This is a genomic window from Algoriphagus iocasae (assembly GCF_014206875.1).
Lineage (GTDB): Bacteria > Bacteroidota > Bacteroidia > Cytophagales > Cyclobacteriaceae > Algoriphagus > Algoriphagus iocasae.
Genome location: NZ_JACIJO010000001.1, coordinates 876628 through 894810, shown reverse-complemented (window position 1 = coordinate 894810; position 18183 = coordinate 876628). Strand labels below are relative to the sequence as shown.

The following is an 18183-nucleotide window of genomic DNA, read 5'->3' as shown; positions in this document are numbered from 1 at the left end:
AATTTCATGAGAAAAGTAGAAATCTGCTTTAGCCCAGAGTTAATTCATTTGCATTCTTTACAAGGCAAAATCGTAGTGGTGGTCGATATTTTTCGAGCCACCTCTACGATGGTTGCTGCTTTGGCAAATGGAATCTCGGAAATTCGAACTTTCGCAGATCTGGAAGATTGCAGGGCAATGAAAGAGCAAGGTTTTTTAATCGCTGGAGAAAGAAATGGTCTAACCGCTCCCGGATTTGAAATGGGAAATTCTCCAGTTGCATACCTAAATGGAGATTACGAAGGAAGGAAATTAGCTATGACCACGACCAATGGCACTTTGGCTATTTCTAAATCTTCAGAAGCAGATGAAATTTTGATTGGTGCTTTTCCAAATCTCGGTGCAACGATCGAATACCTTCAAAAGAAAGATCAGGATGTCTTGATCCATTGTGCTGGTTGGAAAGGGATGTTTAACCTGGAAGACTCGCTGTATGCCGGCGCTTTGGTCAAAAGCTTGGAAGCTACTCATGAAGCTTCAGAAGATGGTGCATTGGCAATGAAAGCACTTTTTGAAAAAGAAGGTCACGACCTAAAAGGATTTCTTTCCCAGGCATCTCATGCCAAAAGACTTCAAAATCATAACATCGAATCAGACATTGATTTTTGCCTCACCTTAGATTTATACTCTATCATTGGGAAAGTGGAAAAAGAAGTTCTAATCGCGATAGAACCACATTAACTCACTGATTATCATTAATATAAATAAATTTCCGACTTAGAAACAAGTCGGAAATTTTTATTTGATTCACCTATTTTTCAATTTAGATATCAATACCTCATAATTATTTAATTATTTCTTTAAACTATTCAATCTATCTGCCGTTTATCCGATAGTTTAATCACTATCACTAATATTTTTCTTATGAAAAACGGTACCATGATTCAATTTTTCCATTGGTATACCCCAGAGGATTCACTTTGGAAAGAATTAAAAGAGAAAGCTGAATATTTAGGCTATTTGGGAATTACATCAGTCTGGCTACCTCCAGCATCAAAAGGAGAACTGGGGGGAATGAGTGTAGGCTATGATAACTATGACTTGTTTGACTTGGGAGAATTTGATCAAAAAGGATCTGTCCGAACAAAATACGGGACTAAGGATGAATTTATCGAGGCGACCAAAGCACTTCATGATCGGGGAGTTCAGTTCATTGTAGATTTTGTATTCAATCATAAAGCTGGTGGAGATGAGTCTGAGCAGATTCAAGTAGTCAAGGTGGATGAAGAAAACAGACTTAATTACCTCTCAGAGCCTTATGAAATCGAAGCCTTTACTAAGTTTACTTTTCCTGGAAGAAATGGAGCCTACTCAGATTTTGTCTGGGATCATCAATGTTTTAGTGGGGTGGATTATGATCATCGAAACCAAGAGTCAGGAATATTCAAAATCTTGAGCGAGTACGGAGATGATTGGGAAGAAATGATAACCGATGAAAAGGGGAATTTTGACTTTCTGATGTTTTGCGATATAGAATTCAGGAATCCAGCTGTGAGAGATGAACTTCTACACTATGCCACTTGGCTCCATGAATTGACCTATTATGATGGAGTTAGGCTAGATGCCGTCAAGCATATTCCTCCCTCATATTTTAAAGAATTCCTTCATTTTTTAAGAGAACGAATCGGAAAAGACATTTTTGCCGTGGGAGAATATTGGGCTCCTGGTAATTTGGAAGTACTCATGAAATACATTGATGCCACGGAAGGCACGATGAGTTTATTTGATTCTGCCCTTCAGCATAATTTCCATATTGCCTCTAATTCGGGAAGTGATTATGACCTCAGAAAAATTTTTGAAAGGACTTTGGTAGCTGAGAAATCAGAATTAGCAGTGACGCTTGTAGATAACCATGATACTCAACCGTTACAAGCACTGGAAGCACCAGTAGAAAGCTGGTTTAAACCAATTGCATATGCCTTGATTTTGCTTCGAAAAGATGGATATCCATGCTTGTTTTACCCAGATCTTTTTGGAGCATCTTATTGGGATAAAGGAGAGGATGGAAAGGACTATGAGATATTCATCAATCGGGTAGATGAGTTAGAAAACCTACTTTACATCAGAAAAGATCATGCATTCGGAACACAAAGAGACTATTTTGAAAATGCAACAAGTATTGGTTGGACTAGAGAAGGTGATGAAAATCATTCCGGTTGTGCTGTGGTCCTTTCAAATGGCGATGGAGCAACAATCTCAATGGAAATCGGAACTAGATATGCTGGTAGAAGTTTCCATGACCAACTAGGCAAAATCGAAGGAGAAGTTTGGATAAATGAATCAGGATGGGCTGAATTTCATTGTGCACCAGGATCGGTTTCTGTTTGGATTGAGAATGTTTAAATAATGCTTTGAATTACTTAAAGTAGTGGATATTATCTTTCATTTTTAACTTAAATTTAAATCCTTTAGATTGAAGTTAAAACTTGAAAGGCATTGACTGTTCTAATTCAAAGATTCTTATTATTAGGATTTGCTGTCTGGATAAATTTCCCTGCTTTATCCCAAGCTAAAAAACCAAATATTCTCTTCATTGCTGTTGATGATCTCAGGGCTGAACTTGGGCATCTTGGTGATACCCAAATCTTAACCCCAAACCTCGATGAGTTGGCAAAAGAAGCAGTAAGTTTTTCAAACCATTTTGTAGCTGTTCCGACCTGTGGGGCATCTAGAGCAGCATTTTTGACAGGGAGAAGGCCAAGCCGACGAGTCGAACTCAATAATAACATTATGCAGGATGAGTTTCCAAAAAAGGAAGAATCATCCATCCCGGAGACATTTATTCATCATTTGAGAAGAAACGGATATCACACAGTTGGGATAGGAAAAATTTCACATTCTGCTGATGGGTATGTTTATGGCTACGAAGAGGAAGTTTCTGATCAAAGAGAACTTCCCTACAGCTGGGATGAGTTGCTGTTTGATGCAGGAAAATGGAAAACAGGGTGGAATGCCTTTTTTGCCTATTCGGATGGAGAGAACCGCCAAAGCATGAACAAGCAAGTCAAGCCCTATGAGGCTGGTGATGTGGATGATTTGGGATACCCAGATGGATTGACCACACAACTTGCTATCTCAAAACTGAAAGATTTAAAGAATCAAAATGAACCGTTCTTCTTGGGAATAGGCCTTTTCAAACCCCACCTACCTTTTACAGCTCCTAAGAAATATTGGGATTTGTATCAGGAAGATCAGATTGAGATTGCTAAGAATCCAAACAAACCGCTTCATGTCTCTGACCAAAGCCTTTTACCTAGCGGAGAATTTAATCAATACGCCTTAGGTGAAGAACACCCAAACCTTTCAACCGTGGCCTCAAAAGCGTATGCACAAAAAATTAAGCATGCTTATTACGCAGCAGCAAGCTATTCAGATGCTCAGATAGGACTCATTTTGGATGCCCTAAAAGCTTTGGACCTGGAGAAAAATACAATTGTCATTATTTGGGGAGATCATGGTTGGCACCTGGGAGAGCAGCAGATTTGGGGAAAACACACGCTTTTTGAAAATGCATTGAATAGTGCATTGATCCTTAAAATACCAGGTAAAACTGAACAAGGGAGAACTGAGAACTCCATCGTCGAGTCAGTTGATATTTATCCAACAATAATGGAATTAACCGGTATTGATGCTCCTGGAGAATTAGATGGAGAAAGTCTAGTCTCTCTGATCCTTCAAAACCAAAATAGGCAAAAGAAGGTCGCTTATGGATATTTTAATAATGGGATTACGGTAAGAAATGACAGATATCGATTGACTCGGTTTTATAGAAATGGAGGTTTGATTTATGAGCTTTACGACCATCAAATCGACCCTCTTGAATCCGTCAATATCGCTAAAGAAAACCCTGATATCGTCCTAGAAATGATACCGTTACTAGAAAAAGGTAATACAGGACTTTTTGAAAAATAAACCTTTTTATAAGGATCCAGTTAATATTCAAACCAATTAACTAGATTTGTAATTATTTTTCAAACAATGGTACATTTAATCTGGGGGATTATCAACATCCTTTTTTTCGTCAGCTGGATCTATTTAGCCATTAAATTCCTTTCAGGAAATCGGTCTTTTTTCAAGAGACATTCCAAATTTTACACTCTTATTCTGGTATTTGGATTTATCAGTTTTGTCAGTGGAAGATCTGAAGCCGATGAACAAAACACTGACCATCTTGATAGCCCAACAGTTTTACAATTCGCTAAAGTCAATGAGACTTTAACCTATGGGATTGATTTGACTTTGGTTCGAGATAAAGAAACAGGAATGGTTATTCAGGATAGAAGTCAGTCCAGCCTTGAAGGTTTTGTGAGTGGATTGGGCTGGAAGCACTTTTCAGTGCTTGAGAATGAAAACGGTTTGGAGCTTACTGGTTTTCTAAGTTGGAAAATCTTGGGTTTGCCCCTCTACAGTCAAACCAAAACATTTTGTATTTCTAAAGATCAGGTAAAAACAATAAACTGATTCTTATTTCAGTTTCTCATTGTTTTTGTGACGCTCAATATCCCTCATATTCTTTTTCTCAAAGTTCTTTTTGATCGCTTCCGTTAAATCCACACCGGTCTGATTTGCCAAGCAGACCAAAACCCAAAGAACATCCGCCATTTCATCTCCCAAGTCTTTCCCTTTATCAGATTCTTTAAAAGATTGCTCGCCATAAGTTCTGGCCATTATTCTTGCCAATTCCCCTACTTCCTCCATCAAAATGGTCATGTTGGTTAATTCATTGAAATAGCGAACTCCTACTGTTTTGATCCATTGGTCCACTTGTTCCTGAACTTCGGAGATAGTAATTTCTTTTTTCATCTGACTCTGTTTCGTTTATTAGAGATTGAATATTAAAAGTACCAAGCTAGATAACAGTAGAAAACAATTCTGCTTTTTTATCTTGCTTAATCTTCTTGAATAAATCTACATCTATTTTCATATGTCTTCGTTGACCAGCGACCTATTAACTTTTACTTTATCTGTATTTACCGGTTTTTTTGCCATCATGAATCCGATAGCTAATGTTCCGATTTTTTCATCTTTGGTAGAAGATGCTGATAAAGAGACTAAGCGAAAAATCAGTAAGAAAGCGACTACAGTTGCCTTTTTGATTGTATTTATCTTTGTGCTTTTAGGCAAGTTTATCTTTGAGCTTTTTGGGATTACCATCCCAGCTTTCAAGATCACGGGAGGTATTTTGATCTTTTTTGTTGGCTTTGAAATGCTCCAATCCAAAAAATCTACCGTCAAACATTTGAAAGAAACAGCATTTGATGAAAACATCGCTATTTCACCTTTGGCAATCCCGATCTTGGCGGGACCCGGTACCATCGTCACAGCGATGAACTTTGTTTCTTCTGGCAATTATATTCATATCGGCATTGTAATCCTGGTTTTTGCCATCATGTGTATTTTAACCCATTGGGCGTTTCGATTGGGAGATAAATTGGTCCTTCGAGTCGGTAAAAATGTCATTACAGTGATTGGGAAAATCATGGGTCTGATCATAGCCATAATTGGTACTAACATGATCATTGAAGGGATAAAGGTTGCTTTTGACCTTGCCGCCTAATCGAATTCAAATGTCATTCCTATGAAAGCACTTCTTTACGAATCTTTTCAAACTCTACCTATAATTACACAGGTTCCTGACCCAGCTCCAAGTCCAGATGGTGTAGTAATAGCGGTAAAAGCAACAGGACTTTGCCGATCAGATTGGCATGGCTGGATGGGACATGATGAAGATATCCAATTACCTCACGTGCCTGGACACGAGTTTGCAGGAGTTATCGCCTCCGTTGGGAAAAATGTAAAAAACTGGAAAATCGGTGATCGGGTTAGTGTGCCATTTATCTGTGCTTGTGGGAAGTGTCCTGAATGCGCTTCCGGTAATCACCAGGTCTGTGATGACCAATTCCAACCGGGATTTACTCATTGGGGATCCTTTGCAGAATATGTTTCCATTGATCGGGCCGATACCAATGTCATCTTACTTCCTGAACAAATCAGTTTTGAAACCGCAGCAAGTTTGGGATGTCGATTTGCCACTTCATTTCGTGCTGTCGTAGCACAGGGAAAATTAACCGGAGGTCAATGGATGGCAGTACATGGATGCGGCGGAGTTGGATTATCCGCTATTATGATCGGCTGTGCCTTAGGTGCCAATGTAATAGCGATTGACATAGATGAGGAAAAATTGAAACTGGCTAAATCCATCGGATCAATAGCAGTAATAAATAGTGCAAAAGAGAAAAATACCGTCGAGAAAATCCAGCATATCTGTCATGGTGGGGTGCATGTTTCGATTGATGCACTTGGAAGTATAGAGACCTGTTTTAATTCTATTTCTTCCCTTCGGAAAAGAGGAAAACACATTCAAGTCGGATTGATGCTGGCGGATATGAAAAACCCAAAAGTCCCAATGAATCAAATTCTCTCTAAAGAATTAGAAATTCTTGGTAGCCATGGGATGCAGGCATACAAGTATCCTGAAATGATGGAAATGATAATTCAGGGCAAAATGAATCCCGAAAAATTAATTGGTCGATTCATTAATTTGGAAGATGCTGTTTTGGAATTAATGGAAATGAATAAATTTAAAGGAACCGGAATTACCATCATCAACTCTTTTTAAAACAGAAATGAATCCAAAGCCTAGTTCGATCGAAGAATACTTCTCCTGGTTTTCTCCTGAGATTCAAGAAAAATTACAATTGATAAGAGAAACGCTTCTCAAAGCTGTTCCGGAAGGAAAAGAGGTTATCAGCTACCACATGCCTGCGATTAAGACAAGCGAAGTCTTGGTTTACTATGCTGCGCAAAAAAATCATATTGGATATTATCCTACCAATCAACCGATCATAGAATTCAAAAAAGAGCTCTCCGGATATGTGACCTCCAAGGGAGCTATTCAAATTCCATATGATCAAGAATTGCCATTGAAACTGATCAGTGATATTGCGATTTTTCGAAGAGAACAAGCCATCCTAGCTGCTGAACAAAAACAGAAAAAGAAGAAAAAATCTTAGCAAAATCTCATACTAGAACTTTTTGAACTTGATTCAGGAAAGCATCAATTTCTGGTTTACTATTATAGATATGTGTTGAAATCCGAATTGCATTTAAACCTGCTTCAGGAACGATTCTGATTCTAAACCCTCCCTTTCCGATAGCTTTATAAGCTTCCTCATAATCCATCTTTTTTGGTTTAAAAGTCACCATACAAATTCTGGAATCCGCCTCTTTTGCGCTCTTTATTTCCAAAACCTGAGTCATTTCAGAAAGTCCATCGTAAAGATATTGGTTTAATTCCCTAACCCTTGCTTCAATTTTATCCTTCCCTATTTCTTGATGAAACTCAGTAGCAGCAATTACTCCCCTAATCAATGGTAGACTTTGACTTCCAAAATCATATCGATGAGCGGTATTGACATATCCTTTAAGTGATGGAGGAGAACTTTTAAGATCAAAACCCAAATCAGAATAGGCTCCTACTTGATAGGCCTGTAATCTATCCAAATTATCTTCTTTGACATATAAGAAGCCTGACCCATTTGGACCAAGCATCCATTTATGATAGCTGGTAGCATAAAAATCCACCCCAAGCTCATGTAAGTTTAAATCAAATGTTCCAGCTCCGTGTGCTCCATCAATCGCTGTAAAAATCCCTTTTGACTTGGCAAATTCTGCTATTTCTTTAATGGGAAATACCAAACCGGTCGTGCAGGTGATATGTGGTATTGCGATGACTTTCGTACGCGGTGTTACCAGCTTTTTAATCAAATCCAGGTTTTCTGCCTGGGTTGCGGCAGGCTCAAAAGGAACCAAAACAATGTTATCAAGTTTGGCTCGATTTAGCCAAGGCAAAGCATTTCCCACATGCTCGTGATAGGTGATGATCACTTCATCTCCAGCTGACAAAGGCAATCCCCAAGCCATGATATTGATGCCCTCAGTAGTATTATGGGTCAAAGAAATTTCTGATTCCTTTATACCAACAAAATCCGCTAATCCACCTCGGAGAGGATTTATATGCCCATATTCCCCAATCGTATTTGTTTCATCTAAAGAGTTTTTAATGGCATTTAAAACCGGGGTTGGTGAAGGTCCAAATGTTCCGTTGTTGAGATAAACTCTATCCTTTGTTAAGGGAAATTGTGCACGAACCTGATCCCAAAACTCATCTCCGCCAATAGTATGGTCAATTTTAAACTCCTGACTTTGAGCGTTAAGTCCTACTACACCTGGCATTAATGCCCCTATTGATAATTTTTGAAGAAAATTTCTTCTACTGTTCATAAAAGTTAATTCTAAAAATGAATTCGGAATCTAGTAAGGAGATTTAGATAATCCCATTTAAAGCAAGTTTTTCAAAGAAAAATTAATTCCTAAATCTTTTTTCTTCCCATACCGACATGAAAATCTTCATAGTTCATTCTGTGAAATAGGAAATTGATTGACTTTCAAAAACCCTGAATAAATCGCAACTTAAAGACCAGGTTGTAATTAACTCCCATAGCCCAAAATGATTCAGACCATATTTTTCCTTGTTTTCTCAATAGGTTTAAACTTTAGCAGTCCTAACAGTATTCCCACTTCCAAAAAAGACCTTTTCTCCAAAGAAAAAGTTCGGGTCGTACAGCTTGCAGAAAAATATAAAAACCTACCTCCTATTACCGTCACCTCAGCAAAAAGTCCCAGAAGTGCAGGAGGAATTCATGATTTTTATTCTGAAGGAGATTATTGGTGGCCGAATCCAAAAGATCCAGAAGGTCCATACATCCAACGGGACGGAATGAGCAACCCCGATAATTTTACTGCTCATCGCGAAGCCATGATCCGATTAAGTCAAATTTCCGGAGCTTTAGCCTCAGCCTATTTGGTCACAAATGATGATTCTTATATTAAAGCTTTGGCACCGCATCTAAGGGCATGGTTTATCGACGAAGAAACCAAAATGAACCCTAATCTTTTGTATGGGCAAGCGATCAAAGGAAGAGTAACTGGTCGGGGAATTGGCATCATTGACACCATCCAACTGATGGAAGTTGCTAAGGCGATTGAAGTCATAGAAGACGCTGGAATTATCCCTGACTCAGAAATCGATCAAATGAAAAGCTGGTTTTCTGAATATTTGACTTGGATGACAACCCATCCCTATGGAATCGATGAGCGAGATCATGGAAACAATCACAGTGTTTGCTGGGCGATGCAGGCCGCGGTTTTTGCGAAGCTCGTAGGAAATGAAGAAGTTCTGAATTACTGCAAAGAAATGTACAAATCTGTGCTTCTTCCTGAACAAATGGCTGAAAACGGAAGCTTTCCTCAGGAATTAAAACGTACTAAACCGTACGGGTATTCCTTGTTTACGCTTGATGCGATGGCCACACTTTGTCAGGTGTATGCGGATGAACCCGAAGATTTATTTCATTATGAAACTGCAGATGGTAAATCCTTGGCAAAGGGAGTTTCATTTCTATATCCATTCGTGGCAGACAAAAACACATGGCCTTTTGAAAAAGATGTGATGTATTGGGATCAATGGCCGGTACGCCATCCCTTCCTACTTTTTGGTGGTTTGGCTTTTGGTCAAGAAAATTACCTGGAACTTTGGAATAGACTAGATGCTGATTTTGAAACTCCGGAAGTCATTAGAAATATGCCAGTGAGATTTCCCCTTTTATGGGTGGCTGATCAAGATAATGAAACTATTGACTCGGAATTAAAATCAAAAATAATTGCTACTGGCGAGGTTACATACAGTGATTTTGGTGCCAAGGGCGATGGGAAAACGGATGACATTAAAGCCATAGCCAAAGCACATGAATTCGCCAATCAAAACCATTTGCCAGTAAAAGCTGATGACGGAGCAGTTTATTACATTGGTGGAGATGAATTGACGGTAGAAATTCAAACAGATTCTGATTTTGGTAATGCCACATTTATCATAGATGACAGAGAGGTGCAGAACCGGACTGCTCCAGTATTCTTAGTCCTCTCTTCACTTGAATCATATTCTCTAGATGGAATAAAATCAGTCAAAAGAAATCAAGAAAAGTTAGACTTGGAATTAGCTGGACCTGCCTTGGTCACTTTGACGGATGCCACTACAAAACGATATATTCGCTTCGGCCCAAATCAGAATAGTGGCGCTTCACAAACGGATATTATTCTGGTAGATAAAAATGGAAATGTAGATGAAAATGCCCCTATTATTTGGGATTTTGATCAGATAACCGAAATGTCAGTACTGCCTATCGATGAAAAAATCTTAAAAATCACAGGCGGAAAGTTTATCACTATTGCCAATCAAGAGGAATCCAAATACAACTATTATAGCAGAAACATTTCCATTCAGCGATCCAATGTGATCGTGGATGGTTTGGAACATCGTATCCAAGGCGAACAAGATCATGGCGCTCCCTATGGAGGATTCCTTGCTATCAGCAATTGCACCAATGTGACAGTTCAAAACTCAATCTTAACAGGTCATAAAACCTATCAAACCATTGGAAATGCAGGAACTACAGTATCTATGGGTTCCTATGACATCTTGGTTAACCGTGCCCTCAACGTTTCCTTTATCAATTGCTCTCAAACCAATGATATTGATGACAGTACTTTTTGGGGGATCATGGGGTCGAATTATTCCAAAAATCTTCTTTTTGATAAGTGCACTTTCTCCAGATTCGATGCTCACATGGGCGTTGCCAATACAACGATCCGTAATTCTACTCTAGGGCACATGGGAATTAACGCAATTGGAACAGGAACTTTCACAGTAGAAAACAGCATCATCAGAGGTCGCAGTTTGATAAACCTCCGCTCAGATTATGGCAGCACTTGGCAAGGCAAACTGATAATTAAGAATTGCACTTTTATCCCAAATGCAGGAAAAACCTACAGTGCTTCCCTTATCAATGGCTACAATTCCGGTCAACATGATTTTGGTTACACCTGCTATATGCCGGAGGAAATTCTCATCGAGAATCTAAAAATTGATGATTCTAATCACCCTGAGAATTATGATGGGCCAGCTATTTTTGGAAATTTTAATTCTGAAAGAAAAGAGGATACCTATGAGGAAAAGTATCCGTATGTCCTCACCAAAGAAGTTCACTTGAAAAACGTGTCTACTACCAGTGGAAAAGAAATTAGGCGAAGTAATAATGAGGTGATGTTTAAGGGGGTGAAAGTTGAGAATAATTGATTTTTGCTGATTTCATAGCCTCGGGCTTAGCCCAAGAAGTAGAATTATCTTATCTACACAACTCCATCACCTTATCCACCACTTCCGGAACATCTTCGGCATAGTGACTTACATAGATTAATGTAATCCCACTTCGCTCGCATACTTGCTGAACAGTTTCTTTAAAAAGCCTTCTTTGAATCTGATCCATTCCCTGGGAAGCCTCATCGAGAATCAACAATTTGGGCTGCTTGATCAATGCTCTCGCAAGCAATGTCCATCGCTGATGCTCCAATGACAATCGCTGAATGACTGTTTGTTGAAGGGGTTCTAAATTGAACAACTTGATCCAACGATTTGCCAACTCCTCCTGTTCTGGACTTACCTTTTTAAATAATCCCATGGTATCAAAAAGCCCTGATAAAATTACTTTGCGACAAGTTTGATTTGCTGGAAAATAGCGGCTAAGCTCGGGCGCCACAAAACCAGTGGGTCGCTTCACATCCCAAATGCTCTCTCCAGTACCTCGCTTCCTACCAAATAGCCAAAAGTCCTGTGAATATGCTTGTGGGTTTTCCCCGATCAACAAACTCAATAAGGTTGATTTTCCAGCTCCATTGTTCCCTTTTAGCAACCACCTTTCCCCTGCTTTCACTTTCCAGTTCAACCGATCTAAGATTACTTTCTCTCCATATTTGATGGTCACATCCTTTAGCTTGATTACCTCAACATCCAACTTGTTACGATCTTTTGGAAGCAAAGAATCTAATAATTGCCAATCCCAGGAAGGACTTTGCAGCGGTTCAATATTTTCCAGTTGAAATTCAGAACGGGACCAAGTGTTCGCAATCCCAGTTTTTGACACTTTGGCAATATGTGTAATGCCTTCAGGGATTTCATTTCCAGAAGTTGTCAATAATACTTGCACACCAGCATTGGAAATTGCCTTCAAAATCTCTCCAAACTCTTCCCTACTTTTCACATCCAATCCAGTCATGGGCTGGTCAAGCAAGTAAATCTTTGGTTGTTGCATCAAGCCTAAAGCAATCGCTAATCTCCTAGTTTCTCCATTGGATAACTTCAAAAGTGATTTATCCAACAAAGCCTCTAATCGAAGCAATTTGGCTACATTTTCAAGATTCCAAGGTCCTTCAACCTTGGGGATTACTTCGAGCAAATACTCTCGGACACTGGCAGTTTCCTCAGATTCAGAAGAATTGAAGCGTTGTTGGAAATAAAAGTTCTGGATGTGGGAACGATTCTTAAAAACATACTTTTGGGATACATAAGCAATCAAATCCCGAAAGCTATTTACTTCTCCCGCTGCAGTTTTCCTTTCTACATAACTCTTAGAAAATGGTCTATCGATATGACCATCCGATAAAACAGTATTCCCTCTTAGAGTTTCTATAAAAGCGGTGAGTTCCCAACCTGAATCCCCAATAATCGCCCAATTCTGCCCCTTTTCCCAATGGAAGTTGAGGTTTTGAAAGGCTTGTTGGGCTTTAAATAAAATGGTGGCCTGCTGGATGGATATTATTGTATCTGACAAAAGAATGCTGTTTAATAGGGCTCGAAAGATTGAAAAATATATTCAGCCAATCAATAATTGACGGAATGAAAATTCATCAACCTTTTCTCTCCTTCTCACCTATCGACCTGAAGGTAATTTTCTGCCCTCAAACTATCAGTGCGATCATATAAATAATTCCATTGGGTCATATATTCGTCTGCCGGCAGAAATTTATCATGCGTTGCTTTTAGCTTCTTCTTCAGAATTCCTTCCATCTCCTTTTGCAAATCCTTGTATTCGTCTTGATCCACAAGGTTATTTAGCTGGTAAGGATCTTTCTCATTGTCATACAAAAGCCAAGGGCCCAAAAGATCTTTCACATAGGTATATCTTTTTGTCCGGATTCCCCGATACTCTCTTCCTCCATTTTTGAACTGCCATTCATGAAATGGAACTGGCAACATGATCAGAGTTGCTTCATTCCCAAGGTCTTTTCCTGCCAAAAGGTTTCCTGAAAAATCTTTTCCTTCTATGGATTTGGGAATGGGAATATCACTAAGACCAAGCAAAGTTGGAAGGATATCCGGTGTTCCAATCGGGTCAAAAACTTCTCGACTTTCATGACCGAATTTCCCAGGGTACCGAATCAACATAGGCACTTTGATCGCTTCATCCCACGGCCTTTGCTTTTTCAAAGCCCCTCGAGACATCAGCATATCTCCATGCTCGGAAGTAAATACAAAAATGGTATTATCTGCAACTCCTGCTTTCTCTATTCCTTCCAGCAAATCCCCAATAGCCTTATCAATTGCCGTAGCATGGGCATAGTATCCCGCCAAAACCCTTCTGGCACTATCCTGAAATTCTTCCGGCACATTCGGCCTCAATTTCAAAGTTCCGGCATCGTATAATTTTTGATATTCCTTTGGAGCGGAAAAATACGGATCATGCGGAGGGCCATATGACAGCATCAACACAAATGGATTCTCCTTGTTTTTGGTAATGTAGCTAATGGCACTATCCGTCTGAGGAAAAACATCGTAGCCTTCCCAAGTATTCTTCACGTCATTTTCATCAAAATAGAAGCTGTTATTGTAGTTATGTGTTACTTCCCGCACTTTCCAGTAATCAAAACCCTGTCGTCGATCTTTTGGAACGGGCTGATCCCGAGCACTAAAAGGGTCTGCTCCCCTTGCATGCCCATTCAAATGCCACTTACCAATATATCCAGTTTGATATCCTGCCTCTTTATAGATTTCTGCGAAAGTCAAAGCTTCATTTGGAAGTGGTTTATCATTGTAAAACACTCCATGCGTCAGTGGATATTGACCTGTCAAAAAACTAGCTCTCCAAGGAGCACAAACGGCCATTGTCGTTATCGCATTTTCAAAAACCAAACTTTCCGAAGCCAGTTTATCGAGGTTTGGAGTAATAATCTGATCGTTTCCCGCATATCCCACTTCCTGAGCTCGCCACTGATCTGCCAGCACAAAGACAATATTTGGTTTGGTATTTTGCTCAGGATTTAAAGAACTATTATTGGACTTCGCTGGCTTTAGGAAATCGGCAGAAATAGCAATTGAACATGCTACCAGAAATAAGATTAAGATGGGCTTCATCTGAGTAATGTAAACCAGATCCCTAAAATCCCTGTCCTGTTCTTACCCGAAGGCATTCAAAAAATAGAAGCAGAAATCAAACCTTATTTTTGGTGTCCATTACAATGGTTACCGGGCCATCATTCACTAAGGAGACCTTCATATCTGCACCAAACTCACCTGTTCCGATGGATTTTCCAAGATCATTTTGCAAAGCATCAATCATCTTTTCATACATGGGAACAGCAATATCCGGTTTAGCAGCCTTGATGTAAGATGGGCGATTTCCCTTTTTGGTACTCGCATGCAGCGTAAATTGAGAAATCAAAAGAATCTCTCCGTCCACGTTCAACAAACTTTTGTTCATCACTCCATTTTCATCCGGGAAAATTCTGAGATTCACGATCTTCTTCGATAACCAATCAATATCTTCCTGACTATCTGCTTCCTCGATTCCCAATAAAATCATCAGGCCTGTTCCTATCGCTGCTTTGGTTTTGCCATCAATTTTTACCGATGCTTCTGAGGCTCGTTGGATTACTACAATCATTTGCTTATGTCTTGCATTTCTCCGGAGGAGATGATTTCTACTGAATTAGAGTTTTTGGAAAGGGCTGTCCTTACTAAGGCTTTGGCAACTTGATAATCATAGATTGGGCGAATGTTCTTAAACAATTTCAACCAAACCAATGGCTTCATAACAATCGTGGCAATTTGTTCACCAAGTCGAAACTCCGACCTATTTCCCAATAATAAGGAGGGTCTGAATAACCCTAGGTACTCAAATCCCAAATCTTTTAAATCATTTTCTGTTTTACCTTTTGTCTGACTATAGAAAATGGATGATTTGGCATCCGCACCAGAGGAAGAAACATAGAGGAATTTGGTAGCGCCTAAATCTTTTGCCCATTTTGCAAATTCTATTACCAGATCATGATCAATCTGAAAAAATCGTTCTTTGGAACCTGCCTGTTTGATGGTTGTTCCCAAGGATGAAAAAGCATGTATTTCCGCCTTCTTTTCTACAATATTCTCTTTGAGTGAATTAAACTCTCCTCCCAAAGAATCTAAAACGAGCAAATGCTCCCAATCCCAGGAATTAACTTGAGACAGGTCTCCTTCCAACTGAACCAGATTCTGGTGTTTGATGGCAAGCTTTCTTCTCCCCACGCTGATGACATAATCATAGCTAGACAGAAGTTGATGCAAAAGCTGCATCCCGACCATGCCTGAAGTTCCTGAGACTAGTGCTACTACCATAGCATTTCTTGATATTGTGAAATCACCTCCATAAGTTCTTTTTCTATCGCCTGGTTTTTATCCTTTGCATACCAAAGATACGTTCCTTCGCTAAATTCTTTTGAGCTGACACCTTGCGGATCTAATTTATAAGCTTTTAATCTATCCTGAAGAAATTTTGGTCTTGGACCCCAAGTAAACAATTCCTCGCTTAAATCCTGTGATAATGCAATCAGTTTAGGAATTGATCTAGCCCCTTCTGTTAAGTATTGATCCATTACTTCAGGATGTTCATCTCTGAAAATCAGTTTTAGATCAATATTTGAATTGAGCTCAGCCAACTTCGCCAGATAAGGAATATTTTGCGAAGCATCTCCGCACCAGGCTTCCGTAATCACCACCCAAACCTGTGGCTCTTGGATACTTTTCACCAAAGCTTCCATTTCCGAAGACACTTTTCCGGTCTTTTCCACTCGCTTCATTCGAGCGACATTCATTTTGGTATAATTGATATTCGCCTCCGAATGGTTTGTTCCGGAAGTTTTTCCAGAAGCTAAAAGCTGATCAATTAACTGTCGGTAAATAGGATAAGAAAGTGCGGATTGTAGTATTTCCGAGGTAATCGGATGGGTAATCTGTTGGCTCATACTATTGGAATTTGAGAACTAACAGTCTCAATCAAACTTGAGTTCTCTCCCAATCCAAAAATTCTTCAATTTCATCTTTCACCTTCGCATAGATCGCCAAGATGACAGACAAATCATCTGCAAAACCAAAAAACCCGAGAAAATCAGGCACAATATCCAATGGAGAAATGAAGTAAACCAATCCTAAAAGCAACAATCCTAAGGTACTTCCGGCCAGTTTATGAGTTCCATTAAAATGAGCTTTGATCATCCGAATAAAAACTCCAAGCGGCGACACAAGCTTCTTAATCCTAGAATCTTCTCCCAGTTTGCCAAGCTTTTTGACAGTATTTGAAACTAAATCTTTGACTTTTTCCTCTTGTATCATCAACGCATCCACCTGCTTTCCAAAAAGCTTTTTTGCTTTATCCACCGCTTCTGTCGCTTTTGATTTAAGAGTAGTCATGATTTAGAAGTAAATGTTGATTTCTGATTTTACCTGTCTTAACGCATAAGAAACCGCATCGTTATTTTGCTCCAAAGATTTTGTAAAAATTGCTCTTGCCAATTCCATTCCGGTCGCTTCAGCATCTACAGACTGTCTGCTTTGGTTTATGATTGTATTGACACTTTCAACCGCATTTTTAACAGCCTCCCAAGTTTGTTCTGAGAAATAAACCTGTTGGGAAAAATTATGATTGAATTCTTCTCGCACATCATGCAATAATAGAGAGTGCAATTCTGCGGCCGTTACTGAGCCAGGGTTCGACCTTCTTACCAGATTATTTGGAGAAATCCGCTCCAAAAGCAAACAAAGCCTTTCTGCTGCCTGCAGCCTAATAGGCAGAATTGTCTGGGAATTTTGAGTTTTCAACTCGACAAGCATCTTCTCTCTTTCTTTGGAAAGGAAAGAAACCACCACCAAGTACATCCCATAAAGGACGATACCGGCAGGTAACAAAATCTTCAATAAATCTATCGCGTAATCCATAATTGGCAATTTCTCTCGAATATCTGTAAATAATCCCTGTCTTAAAACTGAAGAGATCGTAAATTTGAATCGAAAACGAACCAATTCCGCGCCAAAAACATTTGACTCACATGATTATTCCAGTTCAAATCACAGAAAAGGCTGAGGCTGAGATCAAAAACATCATGTCACATAAAAACATCCCCTCAGATTACAGTTTACGGGTAGGTGTAAAAGGTGGTGGCTGTGGAGGCATGTCCTATGCCTTAGGCTTTGATAAACCAAAAGAAGATGATCAACAATTTGAAATCGCTGGAATACCTGTTTTGATAGAAAAACGACATTTCATGTTCTTGATGGGAATGCAAATTGATTTTTTCGAAAGTGACGAAGCAAGAGGGTTTACTTTCATCAACCCTGACATTCCAAAGCGACACGATCTCTAAGATTTTTCTTAAATTCATAGGCAAATACCTACCTATGAAACCACTACTCTACCTTCTATTTTTCATTTTTATATCATCCCCTCTTTTTGCTCAAATAAAACATTTAAACGAAGGTGAAAAACCGGGAACCGGTTCAATTGAAGAGCTAGATTGGCTTGTGGGTTACTGGACTGGAACAGGCCTTGGCGGGGAATGTGATGAGACCTGGATGCCCCCAGTGGATGGTAATATGGTGGGAACGTTTCGATTTTGGAGCGAAGGCAAATTGGTATTCACTGAATTCATGAATATGGTTCAGGAGGGAGATACTTTTTACCTGAAACTGAAACACTTCAATCCTGACCTTTCTGGCTGGGAAGAAAAAGAAGAGTGGACTGTTTTTAGATTAGTGGAAACCGGGCCAAACACGATTTGGTTTGACGGTTTTACAATGAAACGTTTGGGAGATGAAATGCAGCTTTGGCTAGAATTGGAAGAGAATGGAGAAAAAACCACCATGGAGTTTTCCTATTCTAAGAAGAAACAACTTGGATTCTAAGCCTAACAAATTGATACTTAAAACAAAAAGTAATAGATTTT

19 protein-coding genes are annotated in these 18183 nt (G+C 39.3%); 10 read left to right on the top strand and 9 right to left on the bottom strand.

The annotated features are described in order from the left end of the window. Positions 1–6 precede the first annotated feature (6 nt). From FHS59_RS03865 to FHS59_RS03850, 4 genes are all read left to right on the top strand, one after another. Complete coding sequence (locus FHS59_RS03865; protein WP_184493206.1) at positions 7–720, top strand: 2-phosphosulfolactate phosphatase; 714 nt, start codon at positions 7–9, stop codon at positions 718–720. Positions 721–903: 183 nt separating this feature from the next. Beyond that, entirely contained in the window at positions 904–2382 is a 1479-nt protein-coding gene (locus tag FHS59_RS03860; RefSeq protein ID WP_221444438.1) for an alpha-amylase, read from the top strand. A 93-nt stretch (positions 2383–2475) separates the two neighbouring features. After that, positions 2476–3951, top strand: coding sequence for a sulfatase (locus tag FHS59_RS03855; protein WP_221444437.1), 1476 nt, complete (start codon positions 2476–2478; stop codon positions 3949–3951). 66 nt (positions 3952–4017) lie between these two features. Continuing rightward, a complete protein-coding gene (locus FHS59_RS03850) occupies positions 4018–4500 on the top strand; it encodes a hypothetical protein (protein ID WP_184493204.1) in 483 nt (160 codons plus the stop codon). 3 nt (positions 4501–4503) lie between these two features. Here the strand turns inward: FHS59_RS03850 and FHS59_RS03845 are convergent, their stop codons facing one another. Further along, positions 4504–4842 (bottom strand): nucleotide pyrophosphohydrolase, encoded by a 339-nt coding sequence (locus FHS59_RS03845; protein WP_184493202.1) that lies wholly within the window; start codon positions 4840–4842, stop codon positions 4504–4506. Between the two features lie 121 nt (positions 4843–4963). Between FHS59_RS03845 and FHS59_RS03840 the strand changes: the two genes are divergently transcribed. From FHS59_RS03840 to FHS59_RS03830, 3 genes are read left to right on the top strand one after another with little or no spacing between them, the layout of a single operon-like run. Next, positions 4964–5596: a MarC family protein gene (locus tag FHS59_RS03840; protein ID WP_184493200.1), complete on the top strand. Its 633-nt coding sequence runs from the start codon at positions 4964–4966 to the stop codon at positions 5594–5596. A gap of 21 nt (positions 5597–5617) precedes the next feature. Further along, positions 5618–6658 (top strand): zinc-dependent alcohol dehydrogenase family protein, encoded by a 1041-nt coding sequence (locus FHS59_RS03835; protein WP_184493198.1) that lies wholly within the window; start codon positions 5618–5620, stop codon positions 6656–6658. A 7-nt stretch (positions 6659–6665) separates the two neighbouring features. Next, a complete protein-coding gene (locus tag FHS59_RS03830; RefSeq protein WP_184493196.1) occupies positions 6666–7052 on the top strand; it encodes an iron chaperone in 387 nt (128 codons plus the stop codon). A 7-nt stretch (positions 7053–7059) separates the two neighbouring features. Here the strand turns inward: FHS59_RS03830 and FHS59_RS03825 are convergent, their stop codons facing one another. After that, complete coding sequence (locus tag FHS59_RS03825) at positions 7060–8322, bottom strand: aminotransferase class V-fold PLP-dependent enzyme (protein ID WP_184493194.1); 1263 nt, start codon at positions 8320–8322, stop codon at positions 7060–7062. A gap of 226 nt (positions 8323–8548) precedes the next feature. Here FHS59_RS03825 and FHS59_RS23515 point away from each other — a divergent pair, with 226 nt between their 5' ends. After that, positions 8549–11233 (top strand): alginate lyase family protein, encoded by a 2685-nt coding sequence (locus FHS59_RS23515; RefSeq protein ID WP_221444436.1) that lies wholly within the window; start codon positions 8549–8551, stop codon positions 11231–11233. A 49-nt stretch (positions 11234–11282) separates the two neighbouring features. Here FHS59_RS23515 and FHS59_RS03815 read toward each other — a convergent pair whose 3' ends face one another. From FHS59_RS03815 to FHS59_RS03785, 7 genes are all read right to left on the bottom strand, one after another. Next, positions 11283–12764 carry an ATP-binding cassette domain-containing protein gene (locus tag FHS59_RS03815; RefSeq protein WP_184493192.1) on the bottom strand — a complete coding sequence of 494 codons (1482 nt, stop codon included), beginning with the start codon at positions 12762–12764 and terminating at the stop codon, positions 11283–11285. A gap of 95 nt (positions 12765–12859) precedes the next feature. Continuing rightward, positions 12860–14344 carry a sulfatase family protein gene (locus tag FHS59_RS03810; RefSeq protein ID WP_246388285.1) on the bottom strand — a complete coding sequence of 495 codons (1485 nt, stop codon included), beginning with the start codon at positions 14342–14344 and terminating at the stop codon, positions 12860–12862. A gap of 76 nt (positions 14345–14420) precedes the next feature. Next, on the bottom strand, positions 14421–14873 hold the full coding sequence (gene dtd / locus FHS59_RS03805; protein ID WP_184493190.1) for a D-aminoacyl-tRNA deacylase: 453 nt from the start codon (positions 14871–14873) through the stop codon (positions 14421–14423). Beyond that, on the bottom strand, positions 14870–15583 hold the full coding sequence (locus FHS59_RS03800) for an NAD-dependent epimerase/dehydratase family protein (RefSeq protein ID WP_184493188.1): 714 nt from the start codon (positions 15581–15583) through the stop codon (positions 14870–14872). The genes dtd and FHS59_RS03800 overlap by 4 nt, the downstream gene beginning before the upstream one ends. Beyond that, the gene (locus tag FHS59_RS03795) at positions 15577–16209 is read right to left on the bottom strand and encodes a thioredoxin family protein (RefSeq protein WP_184493186.1); all 633 of its coding nucleotides are present in this window, start codon (positions 16207–16209) and stop codon (positions 15577–15579) included. The genes FHS59_RS03800 and FHS59_RS03795 overlap by 7 nt, the downstream gene beginning before the upstream one ends. Before the next feature lie 31 nt (positions 16210–16240). Next, positions 16241–16654 (bottom strand): YkvA family protein, encoded by a 414-nt coding sequence (locus FHS59_RS03790; RefSeq protein ID WP_184493184.1) that lies wholly within the window; start codon positions 16652–16654, stop codon positions 16241–16243. 3 nt (positions 16655–16657) lie between these two features. Continuing rightward, positions 16658–17179, bottom strand: a complete 522-nt coding sequence (locus FHS59_RS03785) for a DUF7935 family protein (protein WP_184493182.1) — start codon at positions 17177–17179, stop codon at positions 16658–16660. Between the two features lie 110 nt (positions 17180–17289). On the opposite strand from FHS59_RS03785, the gene FHS59_RS03780 reads away from it, so the two are divergent. Both FHS59_RS03780 and FHS59_RS03775 read left to right on the top strand, forming a co-directional pair. Next, positions 17290–17604, top strand: a complete 315-nt coding sequence (locus FHS59_RS03780; RefSeq protein WP_184493180.1) for a HesB/IscA family protein — start codon at positions 17290–17292, stop codon at positions 17602–17604. A gap of 34 nt (positions 17605–17638) precedes the next feature. Further along, complete coding sequence (locus tag FHS59_RS03775; protein ID WP_184493178.1) at positions 17639–18142, top strand: DUF6265 family protein; 504 nt, start codon at positions 17639–17641, stop codon at positions 18140–18142. The last annotated feature ends 41 nt before the right edge of the window (positions 18143–18183 follow it).